Source organism: Clavibacter michiganensis, from assembly GCF_021216655.1.
In the GTDB taxonomy this organism is placed as follows: Bacteria; Actinomycetota; Actinomycetes; order Actinomycetales; family Microbacteriaceae; genus Clavibacter; species Clavibacter michiganensis.
In genome coordinates this window covers 3,086,879-3,111,256 of sequence record NZ_CP080437.1, presented here as the reverse complement: position 1 = coordinate 3,111,256, position 24,378 = coordinate 3,086,879, and the positions used below count along the sequence as shown (strand labels likewise).

Below are 24,378 nucleotides of genomic sequence, written 5' to 3'. Positions count from 1 at the left end.
CGCGGCGCGGGTCAGGGCAGCGGGATCACGCGGTCCGGCACCGTGCGGCCCCCGACCTCGGCGCGGCCGTCGTCGTGGAGGCGCGTCACGAGAACGCTGCCACGGCCCTGCGTGATGCGGAGGTCGCGGCCGAGGCGCGCGGTGAGCCGGAGGGCCGCGGATCCCGTCGCCTCGTCCTCGACGACGCCGAGCGCGGGCGCGAACATGCGCGCCCGCACCTCTCCCGCGGCCTCGTCCGTCCAGGTCCAGGCGTAGAGGTGGTCGAACGCGGGGTCCACGGCGTCGGCGTCGAGGCCGCGGAGCGCGTCGGCCGTCGGGTGCTGCTGCCACGTGAAATCCGGGCCCCAATCGGGATCCGCGGTCACGCGCACCTCGTCGCCGGCGCGGGTGACGCGCACGGTCCCGGCGGGCACGCGGAGGTGGTTGACCGGCACGCCGCGCGACGCCAGCCACCAGGCGGTGCCGACGGTCGGGTGCCCGGCGAAGGGCAGCTCGCGCGCGGGGGTGAGGATGCGGATCGACGCGCCCCGCGGATCCGCGCCCGGCGCATCGACCGCGTCGACGAACACGGTCTCGCTGAAGCCGAGCGCCTGTGCGATCGCGAGCTCCCGGCCGTCGGTGCGCGCCGACGCGAGCACGATCCCGAGCTCGTTGCCGTGGCGCCCGTGCGCGTCCGCGAAGACCCGCACCACGTGGACCTCGTCCGGCCGCACGCCGTCGAGCGCGACCGCCTGGCGGGTCGTCACAGCTTCGCGTAGCGCGCGCGGGCGCCGCAGTACAGGCCGTACGCGATGAGGCCGAGCCCCGTGATCGCGAGCACGGCGACGCCCGCGGGCAGTCCCGCGAGCGACTGGAGCGCGCCGTCGAGACCCGTCGCGCGGCTCGGGTCGGCCGTCACCGCTCCGACGACGAACAGCACGCCGACCGCGACGAGCGCGACGCCCTTGGCGACGTAGCCCGCGACGCCGAGCGCCGTGATCCCGCGCCCGATCGACCCCGCAGGGACGGCCAGGTCGTCGCGGAAGCGCTTGGTCGCGCCCTTGAAGCCGAAGTAGACGCCGACCGCGACGACCGCGAGGCCGAGGACCACGAGGAGCACGACGCCGCCGGGAGCCTCGAGCAGGCGCGCGCTGAGCGACTGGGTCTGCTCGGAGGAGTCGCTGGATCCGCCCATCGCGAAGCGCAGCGCGGTGGCCGCGATCGCGAGGTAGGCGACGGCCTTGCCGAGCTCCTTCGCGCGCGCCGCCCAAGTGCGCTTCGCGTCCTCGCCGCGCGCGAGCACGGTCTCGACGAGCTGCCAGAGGCCGAGCCCGAGGAGGCCGACCACGACAACCCACAGCAGCACCCGGCCGCCGGGCGATCCCGCGATGGAGCCGAGCGCGCCGGACTGGTCGGCCTCGCCGCCCCCGCCGCCGGTCGCGAGGCGGAACGCGATCACGCCGATGAGGAGGTGCAGCAGGCCGTTCACCGCGTGCCCGAGGCGAGCGGCGACGGCGAAGCCGGGCTTGCGCTGGAGGCCCGCCGCGGCGCCTGTCGCGCTCACCGCTCGGCGCGGGTGGCGGTGGCGGGGCGGCCCGTGAGCCGCGCGGTGAGGCCTCGCGCCACCTTCTTCACGGGTTCGAGGGGCGCGGGTGCCGGCGGCTCCGGCTCCTCCTCGTCGGGCTCCATGATGATCTTCCACGCGGTCCAGGCGACGGCCGTGAGCGGCACCGAGAGGATCGCGCCGATGATGCCGCCGAGGATCGTCCCGGCGGTCAGGGCCAGCAGCACGACGAGGCCGTGGAGCTTGAGCGCGTTGCCGAGCACCACCGGCTGCAGCAGGTTGCCCTCGAGCTGGTTCACGGCGACCACGATGATGATCACGATGATCGCGGTGGTGAGGTCGTTGGTGACGAGCGCGACGAGCGCCGCGAGGATGCCCGCGACCGTCGCGCCGACGATCGGCACGAACGCGCCGATGAACACCACGAGCGACAGCGGCAGCGCGAGCGGCACCCCGAGGATGAAGAGGCCGGCGCCGATGAACACGGTGTCGACGAGCGCGACCGTCGCCGTGCCGCGGATGTACCCGCCGAGCACCTTCGAGCCCTCGTGGCCCACGCGCACGGCGCGCTTGCGGCCGCGACCGCGGAACGGACGGATGAAGAACGACCAGATCTGCGGTCCGTCCTTGACGAAGAAGAAGAACACGACGAGCCCGAGCACGGCACCCGTGACGACCTCGGCGGCGGCGGAGACGCCCGCGATGGCACCGGATCCGAACTGGCTGCTGGTGAGGAAGTCGACGGCCTGCTGGCGGAAGGAGTCGACCTGCGCCGAGTCGATCGGCAGCCCACCCTCCTCGATGAACGCCTGCAGCTGGTCGACGCCCTCGCTGGTGGCCTTCACGAGCGTCGGCCACTGGCTCTGCACGCCGAAGACGACGGCCGTGATGGCGCCGCCGAAGAGCACCAGCCCGGTGAGGAGCGCGATGACCGCGGCAAGGGCGTCGGGGAGGCCCCGGCGCTCCATCCAGAGCACCATCGGGCGCACGGCGCACGCGAGGATCAGCGCGATGATCACCGGGATCACGACGAGCTTGAGCGAGATGGCGGCGTACACGATCGCGATGGCGACCACGAGGACCGCCAGGATCTGCACGCAGCGGATGGAGAGGCGGCCGAGCTTGTCCTGCCAGACGGACTGCGGGGTGGTCATGCGCTCCACCCTACGGGCGGGCGGGCCGCGCGACCGGGCCGCGCGACCGGGCCGCGGGCCGGGCCCGGACACCGGCGTGACCGGCCGATACCCTCGACCCATGGGACCCCGCCTCACCGTCGTCCGCGAGGGCGCGCTCGACGTCGCCGACCACGAGGGGATCGCGGCGCTCCTCACGCTGGCCTTCCCCGACTTCGCCGCGGGCTACGCGGGCGCGCGGAGCTGGGCGGGTGCGCAACCGGAGCTGCGGATCCTCGTGCACGACGGCGACGAGCTCGTGGCGCACGCGGGGATCCGCCGCATGTTCGTGAGCACCGGCGACGGCCAGGGCGACCCGGCCGACGACCTGCTCATGGGATCCACCGGCATGGTCGCCGTGCACCCGGAGCGGCAGGGGCAGGGCCTCGGCACGCTGCTCGCCGACGGGATCCGCGGCGCGCTCGCTCGCCTCGCCGTCCCGTTCGGCCTCCTCGAGACGGGCGAGTCGACGTCCGGCTACTACGCGCGCCACGGCTGGCTGCCGCTCGACGGCCGCACCGGTCACTACAACGGCTTCACCCTCCTCGGCGCCGCCGGCGTCGTGCACCAGGACCACGGCTGGATGATCCTGCCGGTCACCGCGCCCGCCGACGCGTTCCCCGCGGGCGACCTGCACGTCAACGGGCAGCTGGTCTGACCGCGATGGACGCCGTGATCCACCGCCTCCGCGCCGAGGACTGGCGCGAGTACCGCGCCCTCCGCCTCGAGATGCTCGAGGACACCCCGCTCGCCTACCTCGAGACCCTCGAGAGCGCGCTCGGCCGGCCCGACTCCGACTGGCAGGCGCGGACGCGGCGCGCGAACCAGCCCGGGAGCACCGCGTACGTCGCCGTGGAGCGCGCGACCGGCCGCTGGCTCGGCGCCATGAACGCGTTCGTCGCCGCGGATCCCACGCGCGTGATGCTCGTGAGCGTCTACATCACCCCGGACGCCCGCGGTCGCGCGGCCGGGGTCGCCGACATGCTCCTCGACGCCGTCATCGCCTGGGCCCGCGACCGCCCGAACGCGCAGGCCCTCCGCCTCGAGGTGCACGAGGACAACCCGCGCGCCCGCGCCTACTACGAGCGCCGCGGCTTCGTCCTCACGGGTCGCAGCGTGCCGTACGCGCTCGACCGCTCGCAGAAGGACCTGGAGATGGAGCTGCCGCTGGCGTGAGTGCGCCGAGCTGGCGGCAGACGAACGCATGCCCCTCGGACTGGGTGCGCGTCCGATTTCGAAATCGCTCCGGCCGGAAGACCTCATCCCTAACCTCAGGGCATGGCTGACACGAAGCAGACCAAGACCATCGGCGAACACTACGTCGCCGCGGAACTGGCACGGAGAGGGTGGGCGCCTGCCTTCACCCGCGACGGGTTGGCACGTACGGACATCCTCGCGGTCAAGGTCGACAGCGACGCTCGACGCATGATCGAGATCCAGGTCAAGGGTGCCCGTGGGCCGCGCTTCGAGCGCATCACGTGGCCGTTGGGCCTGAAGTCCCAGAAGCCCGCCCTCCAGGAGGACGAGTACTTCGTCCTCGTCGCGATCCCGACCAGCGTCGACGACCGTCCGCGCTTCTTCGTCGTGCCGCGCGACCATGTCGCGGCCGCGGCGTACATCGGCCATCAGGACTGGCTTCACGACCCCGACGTCGCACCCGGCACGCGGCGGGCGACTCTCGACCAGTCGCGCGTGTCCATCCCCGTGTTCGCCCGGTACGAGGACCGCTGGGACCTCCTCGACGGTGACCAGTCGGCCGCCCCGGTCCTCCTGCCGAAGCGCTTCCACGCGCTCGCGACAGAGGAGAGGGTGGGCCTCCCGCCCGGTCACCCCTGGCACCGCTCGCTGCCGTCCTGGACCTGACGCCCCGCACACGACGACGCCGCACACGACGACGCCCGCCCCCTCACCGAGGGGACGGGCGTCATGTCGTGCGATCAGCGGATCACCGCCGCGGCTCAGTGAGCGGCGACACCGACCTCCTCGGCGTCGCGCGTCGGGCCGGGGGTGGCCTCGGCGACGGGCGCGTCACCGGCGAGCGGCGGCAGGCCGGCGGCGACCGCGGCACCGAGCCAGCCGTCCACGTTCGTCCAGTACTGGATGACGCGGGCGCGGAGCTCGGCCGTGGTGACCTTGCTCACGTGGCCGACGATGTTGCCGACCAGGCGCTCGCGCTGGGCGTCGTCCATCGACTCGTTGACGAGCATCCGGGCCTGGACGAAGTCGTCGTCCTCCGCGTGCAGCGTGGCAGCGGCTCGGACGAGCTCGCCGTCCTGCTCCCAACCGGCGCTCTCCGCGGCGCGAGCCGGGTCGGCGTGCGCGCCGCCGTGCGAGTTCGGCGCGTAGACGGGCGTGCCCGCATCCTGGAACGTGTAGCGCCCCTGGCCGTCCTTCGAGTAGCTGTGCACGGGCGACTTCGGCGCGTTCACCGGCAGCTGCGCGTGGTTGGTGCCCACGCGGTAGCGGTGGGCGTCGGCGTAGCTGAAGATGCGCGCGAGGAGCATCTTGTCGGGGCTGGTCTGGATCCCGGGGACGAAGTTCGAGGGCGCGAACGCGGCCTGCTCGATCTGCGCGAAGTAGTTCTCCGGGTTGCGGTTCAGGGTCATGGTGCCGACCTCGATGCGCGGGTAGTCCTTCTGCGACCAGACCTTGGTGAGGTCGAACGGGTTGAACCGGTACGACTTGGCGTCCTCGTAGGGCATGATCTGCACCTCGAGCTTCCACTCCGGGTAGTCGCCGCGGTCGATGGCCTCGGTGAGGTCGCGGATGTGGAAGTCGGCGTCCTCGCCGGCGATCTGGTCGGCCTGCTCCTGCTTCAGGATCTCGATGCCCTGCTGCGTCTTGAAGTGGTACTTCACCCAGAAGCGCTCGCCGGCCGCGTTGATCCACTGGTAGGTGTGCGAGCCGAAGCCGTCCATGTGGCGCCACGAGCTCGGCAGGCCGCGGTCGCCCATGAGCCACGTGACCTGGTGGGCCGACTCGGGAGAGAGCGTCCAGAAGTCCCACTGCATGTCGTGGTCGCGGAGGTGCGAGCCCGGCAGGCGCTTCTGCGAGCGGATGAAGTCGGGGAACTTGATCCCGTCGCGGATGAAGAAGACGGGGGTGTTGTTGCCGACGAGGTCGTAGTTGCCCTCGTCCGTGTAGAACTTCAGCGCGAATCCGCGGGGGTCGCGCCACGTGTCGGGGCTGCCCTGCTCGCCGGCGACGGTGGAGAAGCGCGCGAGCATCTCGACCTCGGCGCCGGGCTGGAAGAGGGAGGCGCGGGTGTACGCGCTCACGTCGCCCGTGACGCGGAAGGTGCCGAACGCCCCGCCGCCCTTGGCGTGGACGACGCGCTCCGGGATGCGCTCGCGGTTGAACTGCGCGAGCTTCTCGACGAGGTAGTGGTCGTGCAGCGGGATGGCGCCGTCGGGGCCGACGGAGAGCGAGTGCTCGTCGCTGGCGACCGGGGCGCCGGAGTCGGTGGTCGTGAACTTCTGGTCGGTCATGGTGTTTCTCCTGTCAGCGGTGGAACGGGGAGTGCTGGCTCGGGTCATCCGGCCGAGGGGCGGGCCGGTGGCGACGGCTAGGCCGCGACGGTGGGACCGGGATCCGCGGATGCGGTCCGGCAGGCGGGGCACAGGCCCCAGTACGTCACCTCGGCGCTGGCCACGAGGAACCCCGCCGAGTCGGACGGCGTGAGGCAGGGGGACTCCCCCACCGCGCAGTCCACGTCGACGATCGTCCTGCAACCTGTGCACACGAGGTGATGGTGATTGTCGCCGGTCCGGCGCTCGTAGCGCGCGGATGATCCCGCGGGCTCGATGCGGCGCACGAGCCCCGCGGTCCGCAGCGCGCCGAGCACGCCGTAGACCGCCTGGATGCTCGTGCCGGGCAGCTCGCCCTTCACCGCACGCAGCACCTCGTCGGCGTCCGAGTGCGGTGCCGCGTCGACGGCCGTGAGGACGGCCACGCGCGGCCGGGTCACGCGCAGGCCGGCCTCCCGCAGCGCGACGCGCAGGGCGTCGGCGTCGAGGGGCGGCGCGTGGTGGTGCGCGTGGTCGGTGGGCATGCGCCCGAGTCAAGCACAGTTCCCTTGATCCATTCAAAACAACGCATGAACGCGGCGCGTCGCGGACAGGAGCGTGCCTAGGCTCGGAAGGCGGCCCATCCGGCCGCAGGAGAACGGAGCACCGCATGAAGCACATCCACACCGGCACGGGCCTCGACGTCGGCCGCATCGGCCTCGGCTGCATGGGCATGAGCGCGTTCTACGACGGACACGGCCAGGACGAGGCGGAGTCGATCCGCACCCTCCACCGCGCCGTCGACCAGGGCGTCACGCTCTTCGACACCGCCGAGGCGTACGGGCCGTTCACCAACGAGCGCCTCGTGGGATCCGCGCTGGCAGGCCGCCGCGACGACGTCGTGATCGCCACGAAGTTCGGCCTGCTCAAGCACGCGCCGGGCAAGGACGCCGAGGACTACGAGCGCGGCATGGACAGCTCGCCCACGAGCATCCGCATCGCCGTCGAGGCCTCGCTGCAGCGCCTCGGGACCGATCGCATCGACGTGCTCTACCAGCACCGCGTCGACCCGGCCGTGCCGATCGAGGAGACCGTCGGCGCGATGAAGGAGCTCGTCGAGGAGGGCAAGGTCCTGCACCTGGGGCTCTCCGAGGCCGGGCCCGACACCATCCGCCGCGCACACGCCGTGCACCCGATCTCGGTGCTGCAGAGCGAGTACTCCATCTGGACGCGCGACCCCGAGGGCCCCGTGCTCGACGTGCTGCGCGAGCTCGGCATCGGGCTGGTGGCGTACTCGCCGCTCGGCCGCGGCTTCCTCACCGGCGCGATCTCGAGCGCCGCCGACCTCTCCGAGGCCGACTACCGCTCTTCGTCGCCGCGCTTCGCGGAGGAGGCGTTCGCGCAGAACATGCGCATCGTCGACGCCGTCAAGGACGTCGCCGGCGAGCTCGACGCGACGCCCGCGCAGGTCGCGCTCGCGTGGATCCTCGCGCAGGGCGACGACATCGCCGTGATCCCCGGCACCAAGCGCGTGACGCGCCTCGACGAGAACGTGGCGGCCGACGCCGTGAGGCTCTCCGCCGACCAGCTCGCGCGCCTGTCCTCGCTGCCGACGCCCGTCGGCGACCGCTACGCGGACATGGGTCCCGTCGGGCGCTGATCCCGTCGCATGAGAGTGCGGGCCCGGTCGCCTCGGCGGCCGGGCCCGCGTCGTGTCAGCGGTGGATGCGGATCAGACCGCCTGCTCGAGCCCCCGGCGCCGGTTCGCGAGCACGGGCAGCGTGCCCCGCGCGGACTCGACCGCCGACGGGTCGATGTCGACGACGAACAGCTCCTCCTCGTCGCCGAGGCGGTGCAGCACCTCGCCGAGCGGGGATATCACCGCGCTGCGGCCGATGCCCGTGGGCGCGCCGCTCGCGGGGTCGTGGCCGCGGGATCCGGCGGGCAGCGTCGCGGGGTCGCCCTGGCCGACCGCGACCACGAAGGTCGTGGAGTCGAGCGCGCGGGCGCGGAGCAGCAGGTCCCACTGGTCGGCCTTGCCGGGGCCGGCGCCCCAGCTCGCGCACACGATGCTGACGGTGGCGCCCCGGTCGGCGCCCGCGAGGAACAGCGCCGGGAAGCGCACGTCGTAGCAGGTGGCGAGGGAGGCGCGGGTGCCGCCGACCTCGATCACGGCGACGCGCTCCCCCGGGTCGACGGCGTCGGACTCGCGGAAGCCGAACGCGTCGAAGAGGTGGATCTTGTCGTACGAGTCGGCGCCCGCGGCCTCCCGCCCGGACGGCCGGGCGACCAGCAGCGTGTTGCGCACGCGGCCGTCGGCACCGGGCGTGAACATCCCGGCGACGATCACCACGCCGAGCCGTTCAGCCACCGCCCGCACGCCCGAGGCCCACGGCCCGTCGAGCGGCTCCGCGACCTCCGGCAGCGGGTTCCCGAACGCGCGCTGCGCCGCCTCCGGGAACACCACGAGCTCGGCGCCCTGCCGCGCGGCGTCCTCCGCGAAGGCGGTGATCCGTGCGAGGTTCTCCGCGGGATCCGGCGAGCTGATGATCTGTGCGAGCGCGATCTTCATGGTCCTCCTCGTGATGTATACATAGCGTATGCGAGAACGGGCGGGCGATCCAGGCACCTCGGCGAGCGCCCTCTCCGGCCGCGAGCGGGCCTACGAGTTCCTGCATGCGCACGTCCTCACCGACCCGGACCAGCAGGGCGCCTTCCTCAACGAGCAGGAGCTCGCGGAGCGCATCGGCGTCTCCCGCACGCCCGTCCGCGAGGCACTGCTGCTGCTCGCCGCCGACGACCTGGTGGAGATGATCCCCAAGCGCGGCGCGCGGATCCCCGTCATCACCGGCCGCCAGATCGCCGAGCTGATGGAGCTGCGCGGCGTGCTCGAGCGGCACGCGGCCACGAGCGCGGTGGAGAACGACCGCACCCCGCTCGACGCGATGCGCGAGGTGCTCGAGCAGCAGCGCGCCATGGTCACGACGCCGCCGCGCGAGAGCGGGCGACAGTTCATCGAGCACGACCGCCGGTTCCACCAGCTCCTCGTCGACGCCGCGGGCAGCGAGCTCATGAGCCGCACCTACGCGAAGCTCCGCGCCCGGCAGATCCTCGTCGGCGTCGAGGCGCTCTACCGCGCGACCGACCGGCAGGACCGCGTGTGCGAGGAGCACGCCGGCATCGTCGACGCGCTGGCCGCGGGCGACGCCGAGGCGGCACGCGACGCGATCGACCGGCACCTCGCCGTCACGCTCGACGTGCTGCTGCGCGCCTGACGCGGACGGCGGACGCGACGACGCCCGGACCCCCGCTGCGGGGATCCGGGCGTCGGCAGGTCGCGGAGGGCGTCAGACGCGCGCCGCCGCCACGCCCTCGGCACCCGTGCGCACGTACTCCTCGTCCTCGGAGACGTCCGAGTCGCGGCCCATCGCGAGGCCCACGAGCGTGAGCACGACGGCGGCCGTGAGGTACAGCGCGATGCCGACCCAGCTGCCGGTCTCCTCGTAGATGATCGTGAACATCAGCGGCGCGATGGCCCCGCCGATCACGCCGGCGATCGTGTACGCGAGCGAGGCGCCCGTGTAGCGGAGCCGGGGCGAGAACTGCTCGATGATGTACGCCGCCTGCGGCCCGTACATGAAGGAGTGGAAGAACAGCCCGAGCACGATGCCCACGCCGAGCACGAAGGTCGACGAGCCGTCGGTGATCGCGAAGAACGCGTACGCCCAGACGGCCGCGCCGACCGCGGCGGCCGCGTAGAGGGCCCGGCGGTTGATCCGGTCGCTCACGGCGCCCGCGAACGGGATCGTGAACAGCTGCACGGCGGATCCCACGAGCACCGCCACGAGCACCTGCGAGCGCTCGAAGCCGAGCGAGTTGACGCCGTAGGTGAGCGTGAAGACCGTGAAGAGCGCGTAGAGGACGTCGGGTCCGACACGGCTGAGGATCGCCGCGACGAGCGGCCGCAGCTGCGTGCGGAACACCTCGGACACGGGCGCGCTCGGCCGGTCGCCGCGCTCCTGCAGCGCCTTGAACACGGGGGTGTCCTCGAGCTTCAGGCGGATCCAGAGGCCGAACGCCACGAGCAGCGCGGAGAGCAGGAAGGCCACGCGCCAGCCCCAGTCGAGGAAGTCGTCCTCGGTGAGCAGCACGGTGAGCAGCGCGAGCGCGCCGTTGGCGAGCAGGTTGCCCGCGGGCGGGCCGACCTGCGCGGCCGACGACCAGAAGCCCCTCTTCCGTGGATCCCCGAACTCGCTCGAGAGCAGCACCGCGCCGCCCCACTCGCCGCCGACGCCCACGCCCTGCGCGAAGCGGAGGAGCACCAGGATGATCGGCGCCGCGAGCCCGATGGTCGCGTACCCCGGGAGCACGCCGATGAGGAAGGTCGCGATGCCGATGAGCAGCAGCGTGAGCACGAGGACGGGCTTGCGGCCGATCTTGTCGCCGAGCCGCCCGAAGACGAAGCCGCCGACGGGACGCGAGACGTAGCCGACGGCGTAGGTGGAGAACGCGAGGATCGTCGCCGTGTACGGATCCGACGACGGGAAGAAGACGACGGGGAACACGACGGCGCTGGCCGCCGAGTAGACGGCGAAGTCGTACCACTCGAGCGAGGTGCCGGTGAGGCTCGCGGTGAACGCCTTGACGAGCTCGCGGCGGGTGGGCTTCTCGGTCGCGGCGGGTGCCGCGTGCGCGCCGGATGCGGGCGCGGTCGTCGCCGCGGAGGCGGTGGGGTCGTCGGCCATGGGGCTCCTCGGGTGAGGGAGCCGGGCCACGGATCCGGCGATCGGATCCCGCCCGGCGTCCGGTCGGTGTGCTGTATACAGTAGGCATACCGGAGACCCGGCACCATGGTCGAGACGCACCGGAACGCATTTCTTCACACGCCCGAAACACCACCGGAGGATCGATGACCACCCTGCGCTTCCAGCTGCCCGACGGATCCACCCCGAGCGTCGAGGTCGTGTCGCTCCTCAACGCCGGCTACGCGGGCCGCGACCAGGCCGAGGTGCAGGCGCACATCGACGAGCTGGCCGAGCTCGGCGTGCCCGGACCCGAGACCACGCCCGCGCTCTACCCCGTCGCGCCGTACCTCGCGTCGCAGGCCGACACGGTGCCCGCGCAGCACGGCCGCACCTCGGGCGAGGCCGAGTGGGCCATCGTGATCACCGACGACGACGTGCTCCTCACGGTCGCGTGCGACCACACCGACCGCGCGCTCGAGGTGCACGGCGTCGCGTGGAGCAAGAACGCCGGACCCGACGTGCTCGGCCGGAAGGCCTGGCGCCTCTCCGACGTGCGCGACCGCCTCGACGCGATCCGCCTGCGCGGCTGGGTCGGCGAGGAGGGCGCCGAGGAGCTCATCCAGGACTCGACGCTCGCCGCGCTCCTCACCCCCGACCACTGGCTCGAGGTGCTCGAGCGGCGCGGCCTCCGGGTCCCCGGCACGGTGCTCATCTCGGGCACGGTGGCGATGGTCCCGGGCGTCGACCAGTTCGCGTCGCGCTGGCGCGTGCAGCTCGAGGATCCCGCCACGGGCGAGACCATCGACGCCGCCTACCGCGTGGAGCTGCTGCCCGAGGCGATCGGCTGATCCCCTCGCACGCCCGTCCCACGACAGACCCGCGCCCGCCCCGCCGGCCCATCCCGGCGGGGCGCGGCCGTCCGGTACGCTGAGCGCATCCACCCGCCTCCAGGAATCCGGAGTCCCATCGTGCCCACGATCGTCGTCGAAGTGATGCCCAAGGCCGAGCTGCTCGACCCCCAGGGGAAGGCCGTGGCCGGCGCCCTGGCCCGCCTCGGCAAGGACCGCTTCACCGGCGTCCGCATCGGCAAGCGCTTCGAGCTCACCGTCGAGGGCGAGGTGGACGACGCGCTGCTCGCCGACGTCCAGTCGCTCGCCGCCGACATGCTCTCCAACTCCGTCATCGAGGACGTCATCAGCGTCCACGTCGCCGGGCTCGACGGCTTCGGCATCAGCGCCGAGGCCGACATGGCCACCGGCAACGTCACGGACGACCACACGGTCGCCGAGGGCGGCACGGCGGAGACGAACGCCGCCGCGCACCCGCTCCCCCACGGTTCCGCCGCGGCGGAGCAGCGCTGATGCGCGTCGGGGTCATCACCTTCCCGGGATCCCTCGACGACCGCGACGCGCAGCGCGCCGTCCGTCTCGCGGGCGCCACGCCCGTCGCGCTCTGGCACGGCGACCACGACCTCCAGGGCGTCGACGCGATCGTGCTCCCCGGCGGCTTCAGCTACGGCGACTACCTCCGCGCGGGCGCCATCGCGGCGTTCGCGCCGATCATGCGCGAGGTCGTGGACGCCGCGGAGCGCGGCGTCCCCGTGCTCGGCATCTGCAACGGCTTCCAGATGCTCACCGAGGCGCACCTGCTGCCCGGCGGGCTGATCCGCAACGAGGCCGGCAACTTCGTCTGCCGCGACCAGCGCCTCCGCGTCGAGGCCACGGGCACCGCATGGACGAACGCGTTCACCGAGGGCGAGGAGATCACCATCCCGCTCAAGAACGGCGAGGGCGGCTTCATCGCCGACGCCGACACGCTCGACCGCCTCGAGGGCGAGGGCCACGTGGCCTTCCGCTACCTCGGCGGCAACCCGAACGGATCCCTCCGCGACATCGCCGGGATCACCAACGCCCGCGGCAACGTCGTCGGCCTCATGCCCCACCCCGAGCACGCCGTCGAGGAGGGCTTCGGACCGGACACCCCGGCCGCCATGCGCTCCGGTGTCGACGGCCTCCGTCTCTTCACGTCCGTCCTCGAAGGAGTCCTCGCGCAGTGAGCGTCCACCCCGATCCCGCTTCCGTCCCCACCGACACCCCCGCGGGAGAGGGACGCAGCGCACGCCGCCACGTCGCCGACACCGTCGAGATGGCCGAGCGCACCCCCGAGAAGGAGCAGCCGTACGCGGCACTCGGGCTCACCGAGGGCGAGTACCTGAGGATCCGCGAGATCCTCGGCCGCCGCCCCACGAGCGGCGAGCTTGCCATGTACTCGGTCATGTGGAGCGAGCACTGCTCCTACAAGTCCTCGAAGAAGTACCTGCGCCAGTTCGGCCAGAAGGTCTCCGAGCCCATGAAGAAGGACCTGATGGTCGGCATGGGCGAGAACGCCGGCGTCGTCGACGTGGGCGAGGGCTGGGCCGTCACCTTCAAGATCGAGAGCCACAACCACCCCTCCTACATCGAGCCGTTCCAGGGCGCGGCCACGGGCGTCGGCGGCATCGTCCGCGACATCATCTCGATGGGCGCACGCCCCGTCGCCGTGATGGATGCGCTGCGCTTCGGCGACATCGACGACCCCGACACCGCGCGCGTCGTGCACGGCGTGGTCGCGGGCATCAGCTTCTACGGCAACTGCCTGGGGCTGCCGAACATCGGCGGCGAGACGTACTTCGACCGCGTGTACCAGGGCAACCCGCTCGTCAACGCGCTCGCGGTCGGCGTCCTCCGCCACGAGGACCTCCACCTCGCCAACGCGCGCGGCGTGGGCAACAAGGTCGTCCTGTTCGGCGCGCGCACGGGCGGCGACGGCATCGGCGGCGCCTCCATCCTCGCGAGCGACACCTTCGCCGACGGCGGCCCGACCAAGCGCCCCGCGGTGCAGGTCGGCGACCCGTTCGCCGAGAAGGTGCTCATCGAGTGCTGCCTCGAGCTGTTCGCGAAGGACCTCGTCGAGGGGATCCAGGACCTCGGAGCCGCGGGCATCTCCTGCGCCACGAGCGAGCTCGCGTCCAACGGCGACGGCGGCATGCACATCCGGCTCGAGGAGGTGCTGCTGCGCGACCCGTCGCTCACGGCCGAGGAGATCCTCATGTCGGAGAGCCAGGAGCGCATGATGGCGGTCGTGCAGCCGGAGAAGCTCGAGGGCTTCCTCGAGGTCGTCCGCAAGTGGGACGTCGAGACGAGCGTGCTCGGCGAGGTCACCGACACCGGCCGCCTCGTCATCGACCACCACGGCGAGCGCATCGTCGACGTCGAGCCGCGCACGGTCGCGGTCGACGGCCCCGTCTACGACCGTCCCGTCTCCTACCCCACGTGGATCGACGCCCTCCAGGCCGACTCCGCGTCGCGCCTCGCGCGGCCCACCGCGCCCGACGAGATCAAGGACCAGTTCCTGCAGCTGCTCGGCAGCCCGAACCTCGCCGACGCGTCGTGGATCACCGACCAGTACGACCGCTACGTCATGGGCAACACGGCCCTGTCGTTCCCCGACGACGCCGGCATGGTCCGCGTCGACGAGGAGAGCGGGCTCGGCTTCTCGGTCGCCACCGACGCGAACGGCCGCTTCTGCCAGCTCGACCCGTACCGCGGCGCGCAGCTCGCCCTCGCGGAGGCGTACCGCAACGTCGCCGCGTCCGGCGCCACGCCCGTCGCCGTGAGCGACTGCCTCAACTTCGGCAGCCCCGAGGACCCGGAGGTCATGTGGCAGTTCAGCCGCACGGTCGAGGGCCTGGCGGACGGCTGCCTGGAGCTCGAGATCCCCGTCACGGGCGGCAACGTCTCCCTCTACAACCAGACGGGCACGCAGGCCATCCACCCGACGCCCGTCGTGGGCGTGCTCGGCGTGATCGACGACGTCGCGCGCCGCATCCCGTCCGGCTGGCAGGACGAGGGCGACAACATCTACCTGCTCGGCGTCACGCGCGAGGAGCTCGACGGATCCGCGTGGGCCGGCACCGTGCACGACCACCTCGGCGGCGTCCCGCCCGTCGTCGACCTCGCCGCCGAGAAGGACCTCGCGTCCCTCGTCGCCGCCGGCGCCACGCAGTCGCTCATCGCGAGCGCGCACGACCTCTCGGACGGCGGCCTCGGCCAGGCGCTCGCGGAGTCCGTGATGCGCTTCGGCGTCGGCGCCCGCGTGTGGCTCGACGGCATCGTCCAGCGCGACGGCGTCGATGCGGCCACCGCCCTCTTCTCGGAGTCCACCGGCCGCATGCTCGTCACGGTGCCGCGCGAGGACGACGTCAAGTTCCAGGGCCTCTGCGAGGGCCGAGGCTACCCCGTGCTGCGCATCGGCGTCACGGACGCGCAGGCGCCCGGCCTCGAGCTGCAGGGTCTCTTCACCCTGTCCGTGGACGAGCTGCGCGGGATCCACCGCGCCACGCTCCCCGCCCGCTTCGGCACCGCCGTGGAGGCATGAGCATGACCGACCCCGCATCGGCCCCCGTCTGGTCGCCGTCCCTCGCCGAGCTCACGGAGCGCGTGCCGCTGCCCGCGGGCGCCGACATCCGGATGGGCCCCGTGCTCTACGACCACGAGGGCACCGAGCTCGAGGGGCTCCTCGCCCGCGACGCCGCGCAGAGCGGCCGACGCCCGGCCGTGCTCGTGATCCATGACTGGTTCGGCGTCGGCGGGCACGTGGCCGCGCGCATCGAGATGCTCGCGCGCCTCGGCTACGTCGCGTTCGCCGCCGACGTCTACGGCCGCGACGTGCGCCCCGGCCCGGCCGAGGCCGGCCAGGTGGCGGGCTCCTTCTACGCCGACCTCCCGCTCATGCGCGCCCGCGTGCAGGCCGGCATCGACCGCCTGGCGGCCGAGCCCGACGTCGACCCGTCGCGCATCGCCGTCATGGGCTACTGCTTCGGCGGCAGCGCGTCGCTCGAGGTGGCCCGCGCGGGCGCCGACATCAAGGCCGCGATCTCCCTGCACGGCAACCTGGTGGTGCACGAGCCCGCCGACGTCGCCGACGTGAAGGCCGCGATCCTCGTCCTCACGGGCGCGGACGACCCGATCGTCCCCGACGAGAAGGTCGCCGCGTTCCAGGCCGAGATGCGCACGCGTCCCGCGATCGACTGGCAGGTCGTCACCTACAGCGGCGCCATGCACGCGTTCTCCGTGCCGGGCGTCGACTCGCCGGACCACGGCGCGCAGTACCAGGACCGCGCCGAGCGCCGCTCGTGGCGGGCGCTCACCGACTTCCTCGCCGAGCACCTGGGCTGACCGCCCCCTCCTGCGTCGCATCTCGCCCCGTCGGCATCCGCCGGCGGGGCGCGCGTCTGCCAGCGGGCCATGCGCCGGCTGGCGGATCCCTCCGGGCCGGGCCGACACGCCGCCCCCGGGTTGCCATCCCCGCACCCCTCGCGTAGACCTGTCCGTGCAGTTCACGCATCCGCCATGCGCCGTTGGTCCCCTCAGGGGTCCCGTCGCGCAGGCTGATCATGCGAGACACGTGCGACCCGAGGAGATCTCCATGATGGCCAGCGGCGGATTCAGCCGACGCGACCTGTTCGACGGTGCCGGATCCTCCGATCCCGTCGGGCGGCCCACCCGCGGTTCCGGCACGGCGCTCCTCGAGCGCCCGCGTGCGGACGAGACGACCACCACGACGGACGGCCCGGACGGCACCGCGGAGGCCGACCCCCCTCCGTCTCGGCCGGCGGCAGCGACGCAGCTCGCTCCCGCCCCGCCCCAGCAGGCGACCATCGGCTCCGCCGAGGGCGACCTCGTGCACGTCATGACCTGCAACATCCGCCTGGCCCGCCCCACCACCGAGCCGGGCGATCCCGACCACTGGGCCGACCGCGAGCCCGTGCTCGCCCGCTTCCTCCAGCTCGAGCAGCCCACCGTCCTCGGCGTGCAGGAGGCCCTCTCGGCCCAGCTGCCCGCCATCGCCCGGGCGCTCCCCCACCACCGCATGCTCGGCTACGGCCGCGACGGCGGATCCGGCGGCGAGTACAGCGCGATCTTCTACGACGAGCGCCGCCTCGACGTCGTCGCGTGGGACCAGTTCTGGCTCTCCGACCTGCCGGAGCTCATCGGATCCCGCTCCTGGGGCTGCAGCACCACCCGCATCGCGACGTGGGCGCGCTTCCGCGACCGCCGCAGCGGCGCGGAGTTCGTGCACCTGAACACCCACCTCGACCACGAGTCCGAGCTCGCGCGCGTGAAGAGCGCCGACCTCATCACCGAGCGGCTGCAGGAGGTCGCGTCCGGCGCGCCCGTCGTCGTCACCGGCGACTTCAACGCGCCGGCCGAGGAGTCGGCGGCGTACGACATCCTCACGCGCGACGCGGGCCTCGCCGACACCTGGACCACGGCCGCGCACCACGCGACCCCCGGCATCGGCACGTTCACGGCCTACGGCGACCCGGTGCCCGAGGGCGAGCGCATCGACTGGATCCTCGCGGGCAGCGGCGTCGAGGTGGTCGACTCGGCCATCAACCCCTACACGTTCGAGGGCCGCTCCCCCTCCGATCACGCCGCCGTCCAGGCGCTCGTGCGCCTCGCGCGCACCGCCTGACCCGCGCCGATCCGAGGCCCGGCCACCCGCCGGCCGGGGACCCGATCACGCCCTCCGCGGATCGGCGGCGCGCCACGCCGCCACCGGGACGATGGAAACCGCATGCCACAATGGTTTCCGAGCGGCCCCGTGATCGCAGCGGCTGACGGGGTCACCGGCTCGCCGCTGCCGCGGACCCCTCCACGATCGGATGAACACCTATGCCCGCACGTCGCATGGCCCGGGGCGCCGTCAGCGCCCTCGCCGCCGTCCTCCTGCTCGCCGGGTGCACCAGCGCGCCGCAGCCCGCCCCCACCGCGACCGAGGGCGAGGCCGCGCCGAGCGCGCCCGCCACGACCGCGCCCGAGGACATGACCCGCATCGTCGTCATGGGCGACTCGAACACGAACGGCTTCGTCGGCACGCTGCCCCAGGGCATCGACCAGGGCATGGCCTACGTCGACTACGTCGTGGGCGACCCGCTGACCTTCGCGGGCGGCTGGGGCACCGACGGTGCGACGAGCACCGTGATGGCGGCCAACACGCCGACCGTCGAGGACGTCGACGTGGCGCTCATCATGATCGGCACGAACAACCGCATCGCAGGCGTGCCGGACACGCAGCTCGACGCGGACATCCTCCAGACGGTCGAGAAGCTCGCGCCCAAGGAGACGGTGATCCTCGGCATCCCGCCCCAGAACGCCTCGCCCGAGACGCCGCCCGAGGTCAACGCGCACCTCGAGCAGTTCGCCGACGCGCAGGGGTACCACTTCTTCAACCCGTGGGTGAACCTCACGAACAAGGACATGAAGTGGCGGACCGAGTTCTTCCGCGACGGGATCCACACCAACATGACGGGCTACAAGCTCATGGGCGCCGAGGTGCGCAAGTTCGTGCGCACCGAGGTCCTCGACGAGAGCGCCCAGAAGTAGGGGCAATCCCCCACCTTCCCGCGCGCAGCCCGGCGGTTAGGGTCGAAGCGGTGCCTCGGGAGCGTCGCGCCCGCACCAGAGGAGAGCCCGCGTGACCAGCACCGTGACAGTGAAGAGCGAGACCGGTCGGAAGATCGAGTTCCTCGAGGCGGTCCGCGGCGTCGCGTCGTTCATCGTGGTGCTGCAGCACCTCATCGCCGCGGAGTACCCGGCGTTCGAGGACTTCAGCCGCCAGTGGATCGACGCGGGGCGCGTGGGCGTGGTCGCGTTCTTCCTCGTCAGCGGCTACGTCATCCCCCTGAGCCTGCAGCGGCAGGACACCCGCACCTTCCTGGTGCGCCGCCTCTACCGCCTCTTCCCGCTCTACTGGCTCGTGCTCGGCCTCATGATGCTGTGGATCGGGACCACGGGCGACGGCGAGCTCGGCGGGCCCCTCGTGATCATGGCGAACGTCCTCATGGTGCAGGGCGCCGTGGGCATCTACACGATCGTGCCGACGGCCTGGACCCTCGGCATCGAGCTGATCTTCTACGGCCAGTCCCTCGTCGCGAAGCTCATCGGCCGCCTCGACCGCAGCGTGGTCATGGGCTACATCTGGCTCGCGGGCTTCGTCGCCGCGGCCGTCGCCGGCCGGGTGCTCGAGCGCGAGCTGCCGTGGACGCTGCCGCTGCTGCTCTACACGGCGTCGCTCGGGCACGCGATCCACCTGCGCGACCGCGACGGATCCACCGCCTGGCGCGGCCTGCTCGTCGCGGGCGTCGTGGGCGTGCCGCTGTTCACCTACCTCAACGGCGGGCAGGACGCCGCGTGGCCGCCGTTCGACTACGCGGTGTCGTTCCTGCTCGGCCTCGGCCTGTTCTTCGCGTTCTACGCGTCGCGCCGTGCGGCCCACTCACGCGTGCTCATCTGGCTCGGCGCGATCTCCTACGCCGCGTACCTCCTGCACCCGCTCGCGTACCGCGTGGTGCGCGCCGTCAACGTGCCCGAGGGGATCGTGCGGGTGGTCGCGGCCATCGCCGTCACGCTCGTCGTCTCCTGGCTCGTGCACCGGTTCGTGGAGGTGCCGTTCATCGGCGTCGCACGCCGCCTCACGAGCCGCTCGTCGGCCGCGAAGGCGCCGCGGGGCTGATCCCCGGATCCACCCTCCCCCGAGCGCGCTGACCGCGTCCAGAGCGCTGGCGGCCCGTGGGCGGGCAACGAGTAGGCGGGCGGAGGTCGTCCGCACGCGCCGCACGACGCCTGCGCCGCCGGGCGCACGACGACGGGCGCCCCTCCCGGAGGAGGAGCGCCCGTCGTGGCGTGCGGTGGTGCGGGCCGGTCAGCCGGCGGCCGGGGCCAGGAGGCCGAGCGTCGCGAGCTCGTCCGACATGATCGGCGCGAGGTCCTGCGACTGGCGGGCCGTGAGGTGCGACGTGTCGCCGCGCACGGGGATCCCGTTGACGAACGCCGGGCACGTGCCCTGGCTGCAGAACCAGCCCTGCGTGTTGATGAACTGGACCGGCGCGCCGACCTCCGTCGCCGCCGCCTCCATGGTGCGCGCGTGGCTGATGAACGAGGGCGACACCGTGGACTGGCAGTCGTTCGGCGAGCTCGTCGGCGTCTTGCACTCCACGAGGGCCGTGGCTGCCGGCGGGCGGGACAGGACGATCACGTTGGACGCCGCGGTCTTCAGCGAGTTCATCGTGGTGAGCGCGCCGGCCTGCCACTCGCGGTCGGCGGCGCCGCCCGTGGCCTTGCTCGACAGGTAGGAGTTGTCGACGGCCTCGCTCATCAGGACGAGCGCGGGCTTCGTGGCGTTCATCTCGCCGAGCGCCCAGTTGCGGAAGTCCGTGCACTCCGTGTACTCGGAGCCGTCGGTGTCCGTGCTCGTGACGGTGGACGCGGGGCAGCGCGCCATGGTGAGCACGCGCACCTTCCAGTCGTCGCCGAGGCTCGAGCGGAGCATGGGCGCGTAGCTGATCGCGAGCGAGTCACCGAAGATGACCGCGGTCTTCTCCGGACCGGCGGCGGCGTTGCCGTACACGCAGTGCTCGGTGTTCTGGATCGCGTCCTTCTCCTTGGCGAGGTCGGCGCCGAGGCAGCCGTCCTTCGCCCACTCGGGCGCGATCACGTCGCGGCCGAAGTCGCCGAACGACTCGACGGCGGGATCCAGGGCCGGCCACTCGTCCGTGGCGAGCGCCGCGGTGACCTGCTCCGAGCGGGTCGCGAGCGCGGTCCCGGTCGCCTCGATGGGAGCGTTCGTGCCTCCCGTGCTCGGCGTCCCGTTCCCGAGCTGGCTCTGGCCGGTGGGCTCATCGCGCACGACGGCCACGGCGACGACGCCGACCACGGCGACCGCGACGACGGAGAGCGCCGCGACGGTCATCTTCAGCTGCGCACCAGACGACCGGCGGCCGGCCTTCTTCGGGTCGAGCCAGCTGGAGCGGCGGATCGGGTCCTCGACGAGGTGGAACGAGGCGATGGCGAGCACGAGCGTCGCGCCGATCGCGGCGCCGTAGTACTCGAGGGTGCCGGTGCCGAGCAGCGACGCCAGCAGGATGATCGCCGGGAAGTGCCAGAGGTACAGCGAGAACGACAGCCGGCCGATGTAGGTGGTGACCGGGTTCGTGATCGGCACCATGGCCTTCGACACCCCGCCGATGCCCGACGCGATGACGAGCGCGGTCGCGACGACCGGCAGCAGGCCGAAGGGCACCGGGAACGCGTTGTCGCCGGAGACGACGAAGAAGGAGGCGATGATCCCCGCGAGGCCGACGTAGCCGAGCACCGGGCGGATCGCGGCGGGCAGCGTGGCGAGCCGCGCCGCGAAGATCGCGAGGAGCGCGCCGATGCCGAGCTCCCACGCGCGGGAGAACGTGGAGAAGTACGCGACGGTCGGGCGGGCCGAGGTCTCGTAGAAGCCCCACGCGAGCGACGCGACGATGAGGACGCCGACCGTGATGCCGATCGTCTGCGTGAAGAGGCGGGCGCGCTTGACGCGGTTCTTGGGGGTGCGGCGGCGCGCGAACGTGATGACGAGGAAGATCAGCACGGGCCAGACGAGGTAGAACTGCTCCTCGACCGACAGCGACCAGTAGTGGCGGAACGGCGAGATGGGGCCGTCGGACGCGAAGTAGTCGGTGCCGGCGCTGGCGAAGTGCCAGTTGGAGACGAAGAGGGCCGACCAGACGGCGTCCCACAGGCTGGCCTGGGCGCGCACCACGTTGAAGACGAGGAACGAGACCGCCGTCGAGACCACGAGCACGAGCAGCGCGGCCGGCATGATGCGGCGGACGCGGCGCTTGTAGAAGTCGAGGAACGAGATCGTCTTGGTGCGCTCGTACTCCTTGAGCAGCAGGCCCGTGATGAGGAAGCCGCTGATGACGAAGAAGACGTCGACGCCCACGAAGCCGCCGGAGGGCCAGTCGAAGAGGTGGTCGACGATGACGGCCACCACCGCGAGGGCGCGCAGGCCCTCGACGTCCGGGCGGAAGCCGCGGTTCACCGTCGGCGAATCCCCCTCAGATGGTGGGTTCTTGTCGTCCGGCGCGGAGCGGAGCTCCGACGGATCCGGGAGCGCGGGCGTGCCCCGGCGAAATGTCTGCGAGCTCATGGCCCAGGTCCCTACTCACTCGTGTACCGCCGTGCAGCACTGCTGTCTGAGCGACCCTAACAGGGCGTCACAGGGCCTACCATGCCCCGGACGGGGGCGTTCCGTGCTGCTAGCACCACTCGTGAGCTGTGTGATGATAGACAGCCGAGGCTGTGGATATCCCACGTATGCGGACACTCCGCGCCTGTGTGCTTTTGGGGAAGGGTTCTAAGTTATGGCGCTCCGTGACTTCATTCGGATGCTGCGTAGGGGCGCGGTGCTGATCATCCTGACGCTCCTGGTGGGGGTGGGTGCCGCAGCGGCCTTCTCGCTCCTCCAGACCCCCGAGTACGAGGCGTCCACCAAGATGTACGTCGCCCAGAGCAGCTCCTCCAACGTGCAGGACCTGCAGCAGGGCAACAACTTCATCACCCAGGCGGTGAAGAGCTACGCGGACGTCGTCACGACCCGCGCCGTGCTCCAGCCCGTCATCGACCAGTTCGGGCTCGACGTCTCGTCGCGCGAGCTGGCCGAGTCGGTCCGCGCCTCGGCGCCGCTCGACACGACGATCATCGACATCACGGTCAAGGACCAGTCCCGCCAGGACGCCGCGACGCTCGCGGACGCCATCGGCGAGAGCCTCAAGACGGTCGTCGGCACGCTCGTCCCCGAGACCATCGAGGGCACGCCGCAGGTGCAGATCACGCAGCTCGAGCAGGCGGAGATCCCCGAGTCGCCGTCCTCGCCGAATCTGCCCGTCAACATCATCGTGGGCGCGCTCATCGGCCTGCTGATCGGCGTGGGCGTCAGCCTCCTCCGCGAGACGCTCGACAACCGCATCCGCGGCGAGCGCGACGTGGAGCTGGTCACGACCAAGCCGATCCTCGGTGGCATCGCGTACGACCCGAAGGCGACCGAGCGCCCCCTCATCGTCCAGGACGACCCGCGGAGCCCCCGCGCCGAGTCCTTCCGCAGCCTCCGCACGAACCTCCAGTTCCTGGAGTTCGGCGGCCGCTCGCGCAGCTTCGTCATCACCTCCTCCATCCAGGGCGAGGGCAAGTCGACGACCAGCTCGAACCTCGCGCTGGCGCTGGCCGACTCCGGCATCAAGGTCGTCCTCATCGACGCCGACCTCCGCCGCCCGCGCCTGGCCTCCTACATGGGCCTCGAGGGCGCCGTGGGCCTCACCGACATCCTCATCGGCCGCGCCGAGATCGAGGACGTCATCCAGCCCTGGGGCTCGGGCATGCTCTCGATCCTCCCCGCCGGCCAGATCCCGCCGAACCCGTCCGAGCTCCTCGGCTCGCAGGGCATGGCGCGACTGCTGCAGGACCTCGAGGCGCGCTACGACGTGGTGCTCATCGACGCCCCGCCGCTGCTCCCCGTCACCGACGCGGCGATCCTGTCCAAGAACGCCGGCGGCGCGATCGTCGTCGTCGCGGCGGGCCGCACGCACCGCACGCAGCTGAAGAGCGCCATCGCCAACCTCACCAACGTGGGCGCGGACGTGCTCGGCCTCGTGATCACCATGCTCCCCACCAAGGGCCCGGACGCGTACGGCTACGGCCACTACGGCTACGGGTACGGGTACACGGAGGACGAGGACGGCAACAAGTCCAAGGCGCCCATCGAGAAGATCAAGGCGTAGCTCCCCTCCATGTCGGAACTCCCCCCCACGAGCCGCAGGGCCGCACGCGCGGCCCTCGGCGACGCATCCTCCGAGGGCGTCGACGACGGCTCGTTCCGCGTCCTGTTCGTCTGCTCGGGCAACATCTGCCGCTCCGCCCTCGCCGAGCAGGTCCTCCGGGCCCGTGTCCGGGCGATCTTCGGCGGCCACGCCGCCGAGGCCGACTCGGTCGTGCGCTTCTCCAGCGCCGGCACGATCGCGGCCGAGGGGCAGCGCATGCCCGAGCAGGCGGCCGAGCTGTCCGTCCGCTACGGCGGGGACCCGAGCGAGCACCAGGCGAGGTTCCTCACGCCCGGCATCATCCAGGGCGTCGACCTGGTGCTCACCATGGCGCGCGAGCACCGCAGCGCCGTCGTGCGCGCGGTGCCCCGCGCCAATCGCTTCACCTTCACGATCCGCGAGTTCGCCGCGCTCTTCGAGCACCTCGTCGAGGTGACCGGGGACGAGAAGCACATCGCCTGCGACGGCGACGTGCCGGAGCAGCTGCGGGCGCTCATCCCGCTCGTGGCTGCCCAGCGCGGCGTGACCCTGCCCCCCGCGCACGAGGACGACTACGACGTGGTCGACCCGTACCGCCGGTCGCAGGCCACCTACGACGCCTCGGGCGAGCAGGCCGGGGGCGCCATCGAGTCGATCCTCGAGTCGGTGCGGGCCGTGACCCGCACCGACGCGCCCCGCCTCCGGGGCTGACCCGACCAGCCCGCCACCGCACACACGAGCGCACGCC

Annotated in this window: 22 protein-coding genes and 1 pseudogene; 15 read left to right on the top strand and 8 right to left on the bottom strand. The window is 72.3% G+C overall.

All coding sequences use genetic code 11. The features are described 5' to 3' along the window. Positions 1-11: 11 nt before the first annotated feature. The 3 genes from K0V08_RS14835 to K0V08_RS14825 are packed head-to-tail and all read right to left on the bottom strand — an operon-like array spanning position 12 to position 2,697. Positions 12-746, bottom strand: a complete 735-nt coding sequence (locus tag K0V08_RS14835; protein WP_079531870.1) for a PhzF family phenazine biosynthesis protein — start codon at positions 744-746, stop codon at positions 12-14. Further along, positions 743-1,543, bottom strand: a complete 801-nt coding sequence (locus tag K0V08_RS14830) for a DUF1206 domain-containing protein (RefSeq protein ID WP_079531867.1) — start codon at positions 1,541-1,543, stop codon at positions 743-745. The genes K0V08_RS14835 and K0V08_RS14830 overlap by 4 nt, the downstream gene beginning before the upstream one ends. Beyond that, the gene (locus K0V08_RS14825) at positions 1,540-2,697 is read right to left on the bottom strand and encodes an AI-2E family transporter (protein WP_079531865.1); all 1,158 of its coding nucleotides are present in this window, start codon (positions 2,695-2,697) and stop codon (positions 1,540-1,542) included. Before K0V08_RS14825 ends, K0V08_RS14830 begins: the two co-directional genes overlap by 4 nt. A gap of 100 nt (positions 2,698-2,797) precedes the next feature. Here K0V08_RS14825 and K0V08_RS14820 point away from each other — a divergent pair, with 100 nt between their 5' ends. From K0V08_RS14820 to K0V08_RS14810, 3 genes are all read left to right on the top strand, one after another. Next, on the top strand, positions 2,798-3,373 hold the full coding sequence (locus K0V08_RS14820; RefSeq protein ID WP_174240250.1) for a GNAT family N-acetyltransferase: 576 nt from the start codon (positions 2,798-2,800) through the stop codon (positions 3,371-3,373). A gap of 5 nt (positions 3,374-3,378) precedes the next feature. Then, positions 3,379-3,891 carry a GNAT family N-acetyltransferase gene (locus K0V08_RS14815; RefSeq protein ID WP_174240249.1) on the top strand — a complete coding sequence of 171 codons (513 nt, stop codon included), beginning with the start codon at positions 3,379-3,381 and terminating at the stop codon, positions 3,889-3,891. Positions 3,892-3,993: 102 nt separating this feature from the next. Next, positions 3,994-4,578, top strand: coding sequence for a hypothetical protein (locus K0V08_RS14810; RefSeq protein WP_079531859.1), 585 nt, complete (start codon positions 3,994-3,996; stop codon positions 4,576-4,578). A 95-nt stretch (positions 4,579-4,673) separates the two neighbouring features. Here K0V08_RS14810 and K0V08_RS14805 read toward each other — a convergent pair whose 3' ends face one another. Together K0V08_RS14805 and K0V08_RS14800 are read right to left on the bottom strand one after the other, a co-directional pair. Beyond that, positions 4,674-6,203: a catalase gene (locus tag K0V08_RS14805; protein ID WP_079531856.1), complete on the bottom strand. Its 1,530-nt coding sequence runs from the start codon at positions 6,201-6,203 to the stop codon at positions 4,674-4,676. Positions 6,204-6,280: 77 nt separating this feature from the next. After that, positions 6,281-6,766, bottom strand: coding sequence for a Fur family transcriptional regulator (locus tag K0V08_RS14800; protein WP_079531854.1), 486 nt, complete (start codon positions 6,764-6,766; stop codon positions 6,281-6,283). A gap of 125 nt (positions 6,767-6,891) precedes the next feature. Between K0V08_RS14800 and K0V08_RS14795 the strand changes: the two genes are divergently transcribed. Further along, on the top strand, positions 6,892-7,881 hold the full coding sequence (locus tag K0V08_RS14795) for an aldo/keto reductase (protein ID WP_079531851.1): 990 nt from the start codon (positions 6,892-6,894) through the stop codon (positions 7,879-7,881). Between the two features lie 72 nt (positions 7,882-7,953). Here K0V08_RS14795 and K0V08_RS14790 read toward each other — a convergent pair whose 3' ends face one another. Next, positions 7,954-8,793 carry a carbon-nitrogen hydrolase family protein gene (locus tag K0V08_RS14790; RefSeq protein ID WP_079531848.1) on the bottom strand — a complete coding sequence of 280 codons (840 nt, stop codon included), beginning with the start codon at positions 8,791-8,793 and terminating at the stop codon, positions 7,954-7,956. Positions 8,794-8,821: 28 nt separating this feature from the next. Between K0V08_RS14790 and K0V08_RS14785 the strand changes: the two genes are divergently transcribed. Beyond that, entirely contained in the window at positions 8,822-9,496 is a 675-nt protein-coding gene (locus K0V08_RS14785; protein WP_012037418.1) for a GntR family transcriptional regulator, read from the top strand. A gap of 72 nt (positions 9,497-9,568) precedes the next feature. Here the strand turns inward: K0V08_RS14785 and K0V08_RS14780 are convergent, their stop codons facing one another. Beyond that, positions 9,569-10,966: an MFS transporter gene (locus K0V08_RS14780; RefSeq protein WP_079531845.1), complete on the bottom strand. Its 1,398-nt coding sequence runs from the start codon at positions 10,964-10,966 to the stop codon at positions 9,569-9,571. A 164-nt stretch (positions 10,967-11,130) separates the two neighbouring features. Here K0V08_RS14780 and K0V08_RS14775 point away from each other — a divergent pair, with 164 nt between their 5' ends. The 8 genes and pseudogenes from K0V08_RS14775 to K0V08_RS14740 all read left to right on the top strand — a co-directional run bounded on the left by K0V08_RS14775 (position 11,131) and on the right by K0V08_RS14740 (position 19,522). Continuing rightward, positions 11,131-11,814 carry a DUF2848 domain-containing protein gene (locus K0V08_RS14775; RefSeq protein WP_012037416.1) on the top strand — a complete coding sequence of 228 codons (684 nt, stop codon included), beginning with the start codon at positions 11,131-11,133 and terminating at the stop codon, positions 11,812-11,814. Between the two features lie 120 nt (positions 11,815-11,934). Then, positions 11,935-12,174, top strand: a pseudogene (gene purS / locus K0V08_RS16140) (phosphoribosylformylglycinamidine synthase subunit PurS); the annotation flags it as partial. A 152-nt stretch (positions 12,175-12,326) separates the two neighbouring features. Beyond that, a complete protein-coding gene (purQ, locus tag K0V08_RS14765; RefSeq protein ID WP_079531843.1) occupies positions 12,327-13,022 on the top strand; it encodes a phosphoribosylformylglycinamidine synthase subunit PurQ in 696 nt (231 codons plus the stop codon). Further along, the gene (gene purL, locus K0V08_RS14760; RefSeq protein WP_079531840.1) at positions 13,019-15,382 is read left to right on the top strand and encodes a phosphoribosylformylglycinamidine synthase subunit PurL; all 2,364 of its coding nucleotides are present in this window, start codon (positions 13,019-13,021) and stop codon (positions 15,380-15,382) included. The genes purQ and purL overlap by 4 nt, the downstream gene beginning before the upstream one ends. Before the next feature lie 2 nt (positions 15,383-15,384). Further along, positions 15,385-16,182 (top strand): dienelactone hydrolase family protein, encoded by a 798-nt coding sequence (locus K0V08_RS14755; protein ID WP_227267020.1) that lies wholly within the window; start codon positions 15,385-15,387, stop codon positions 16,180-16,182. Between the two features lie 250 nt (positions 16,183-16,432). Continuing rightward, on the top strand, positions 16,433-17,482 hold the full coding sequence (locus K0V08_RS14750; protein ID WP_079531834.1) for an endonuclease/exonuclease/phosphatase family protein: 1,050 nt from the start codon (positions 16,433-16,435) through the stop codon (positions 17,480-17,482). 200 nt (positions 17,483-17,682) lie between these two features. Next, entirely contained in the window at positions 17,683-18,393 is a 711-nt protein-coding gene (locus K0V08_RS14745) for an SGNH/GDSL hydrolase family protein (protein WP_079531830.1), read from the top strand. 91 nt (positions 18,394-18,484) lie between these two features. Further along, entirely contained in the window at positions 18,485-19,522 is a 1,038-nt protein-coding gene (locus K0V08_RS14740; protein ID WP_079531827.1) for an acyltransferase family protein, read from the top strand. Positions 19,523-19,711: 189 nt separating this feature from the next. On the opposite strand, the gene K0V08_RS14735 is transcribed toward K0V08_RS14740, so the two are convergent. Then, entirely contained in the window at positions 19,712-21,985 is a 2,274-nt protein-coding gene (locus tag K0V08_RS14735; RefSeq protein WP_079531825.1) for an acyltransferase family protein, read from the bottom strand. A 256-nt stretch (positions 21,986-22,241) separates the two neighbouring features. On the opposite strand from K0V08_RS14735, the gene K0V08_RS14730 reads away from it, so the two are divergent. Together K0V08_RS14730 and K0V08_RS14725 are read left to right on the top strand one after the other, a co-directional pair. After that, on the top strand, positions 22,242-23,612 hold the full coding sequence (locus K0V08_RS14730) for a tyrosine-protein kinase domain-containing protein (RefSeq protein WP_231689086.1): 1,371 nt from the start codon (positions 22,242-22,244) through the stop codon (positions 23,610-23,612). Between the two features lie 9 nt (positions 23,613-23,621). Further along, positions 23,622-24,341, top strand: a complete 720-nt coding sequence (locus tag K0V08_RS14725; RefSeq protein WP_012037406.1) for an arsenate reductase/protein-tyrosine-phosphatase family protein — start codon at positions 23,622-23,624, stop codon at positions 24,339-24,341. The last annotated feature ends 37 nt before the right edge of the window (positions 24,342-24,378 follow it).

Bases quoted from the DNA above. Each gene is read 5' to 3' on its own strand.
- K0V08_RS14825 (WP_079531865.1), bottom strand. From the start codon at position 2,697: ATGACCACCCCGCAGTCCGTCTGGCAGGACAAGCTCGGCCGCCTCTCC.
- K0V08_RS14820 (WP_174240250.1), top strand. From the start codon at position 2,798: ATGGGACCCCGCCTCACCGTCGTCCGCGAGGGCGCGCTCGACGTCGCC.
- K0V08_RS14815 (WP_174240249.1), top strand. From the start codon at position 3,379: ATGGACGCCGTGATCCACCGCCTCCGCGCCGAGGACTGGCGCGAGTAC.
- K0V08_RS14810 (WP_079531859.1), top strand. From the start codon at position 3,994: ATGGCTGACACGAAGCAGACCAAGACCATCGGCGAACACTACGTCGCC.
- K0V08_RS14805 (WP_079531856.1), bottom strand. From the start codon at position 6,203: ATGACCGACCAGAAGTTCACGACCACCGACTCCGGCGCCCCGGTCGCC.
- K0V08_RS14800 (WP_079531854.1), bottom strand. From the start codon at position 6,766: ATGCCCACCGACCACGCGCACCACCACGCGCCGCCCCTCGACGCCGAC.
- K0V08_RS14795 (WP_079531851.1), top strand. From the start codon at position 6,892: ATGAAGCACATCCACACCGGCACGGGCCTCGACGTCGGCCGCATCGGC.
- K0V08_RS14790 (WP_079531848.1), bottom strand. From the start codon at position 8,793: ATGAAGATCGCGCTCGCACAGATCATCAGCTCGCCGGATCCCGCGGAG.
- K0V08_RS14785 (WP_012037418.1), top strand. From the start codon at position 8,822: ATGCGAGAACGGGCGGGCGATCCAGGCACCTCGGCGAGCGCCCTCTCC.
- K0V08_RS14780 (WP_079531845.1), bottom strand. From the start codon at position 10,966: ATGGCCGACGACCCCACCGCCTCCGCGGCGACGACCGCGCCCGCATCC.
- K0V08_RS14775 (WP_012037416.1), top strand. From the start codon at position 11,131: ATGACCACCCTGCGCTTCCAGCTGCCCGACGGATCCACCCCGAGCGTC.
- purQ (WP_079531843.1), top strand. From the start codon at position 12,327: ATGCGCGTCGGGGTCATCACCTTCCCGGGATCCCTCGACGACCGCGAC.
- K0V08_RS14755 (WP_227267020.1), top strand. From the start codon at position 15,385: ATGACCGACCCCGCATCGGCCCCCGTCTGGTCGCCGTCCCTCGCCGAG.
- K0V08_RS14750 (WP_079531834.1), top strand. From the start codon at position 16,433: ATGATGGCCAGCGGCGGATTCAGCCGACGCGACCTGTTCGACGGTGCC.
- K0V08_RS14745 (WP_079531830.1), top strand. From the start codon at position 17,683: ATGCCCGCACGTCGCATGGCCCGGGGCGCCGTCAGCGCCCTCGCCGCC.
- K0V08_RS14735 (WP_079531825.1), bottom strand. From the start codon at position 21,985: ATGAGCTCGCAGACATTTCGCCGGGGCACGCCCGCGCTCCCGGATCCG.
- K0V08_RS14725 (WP_012037406.1), top strand. From the start codon at position 23,622: ATGTCGGAACTCCCCCCCACGAGCCGCAGGGCCGCACGCGCGGCCCTC.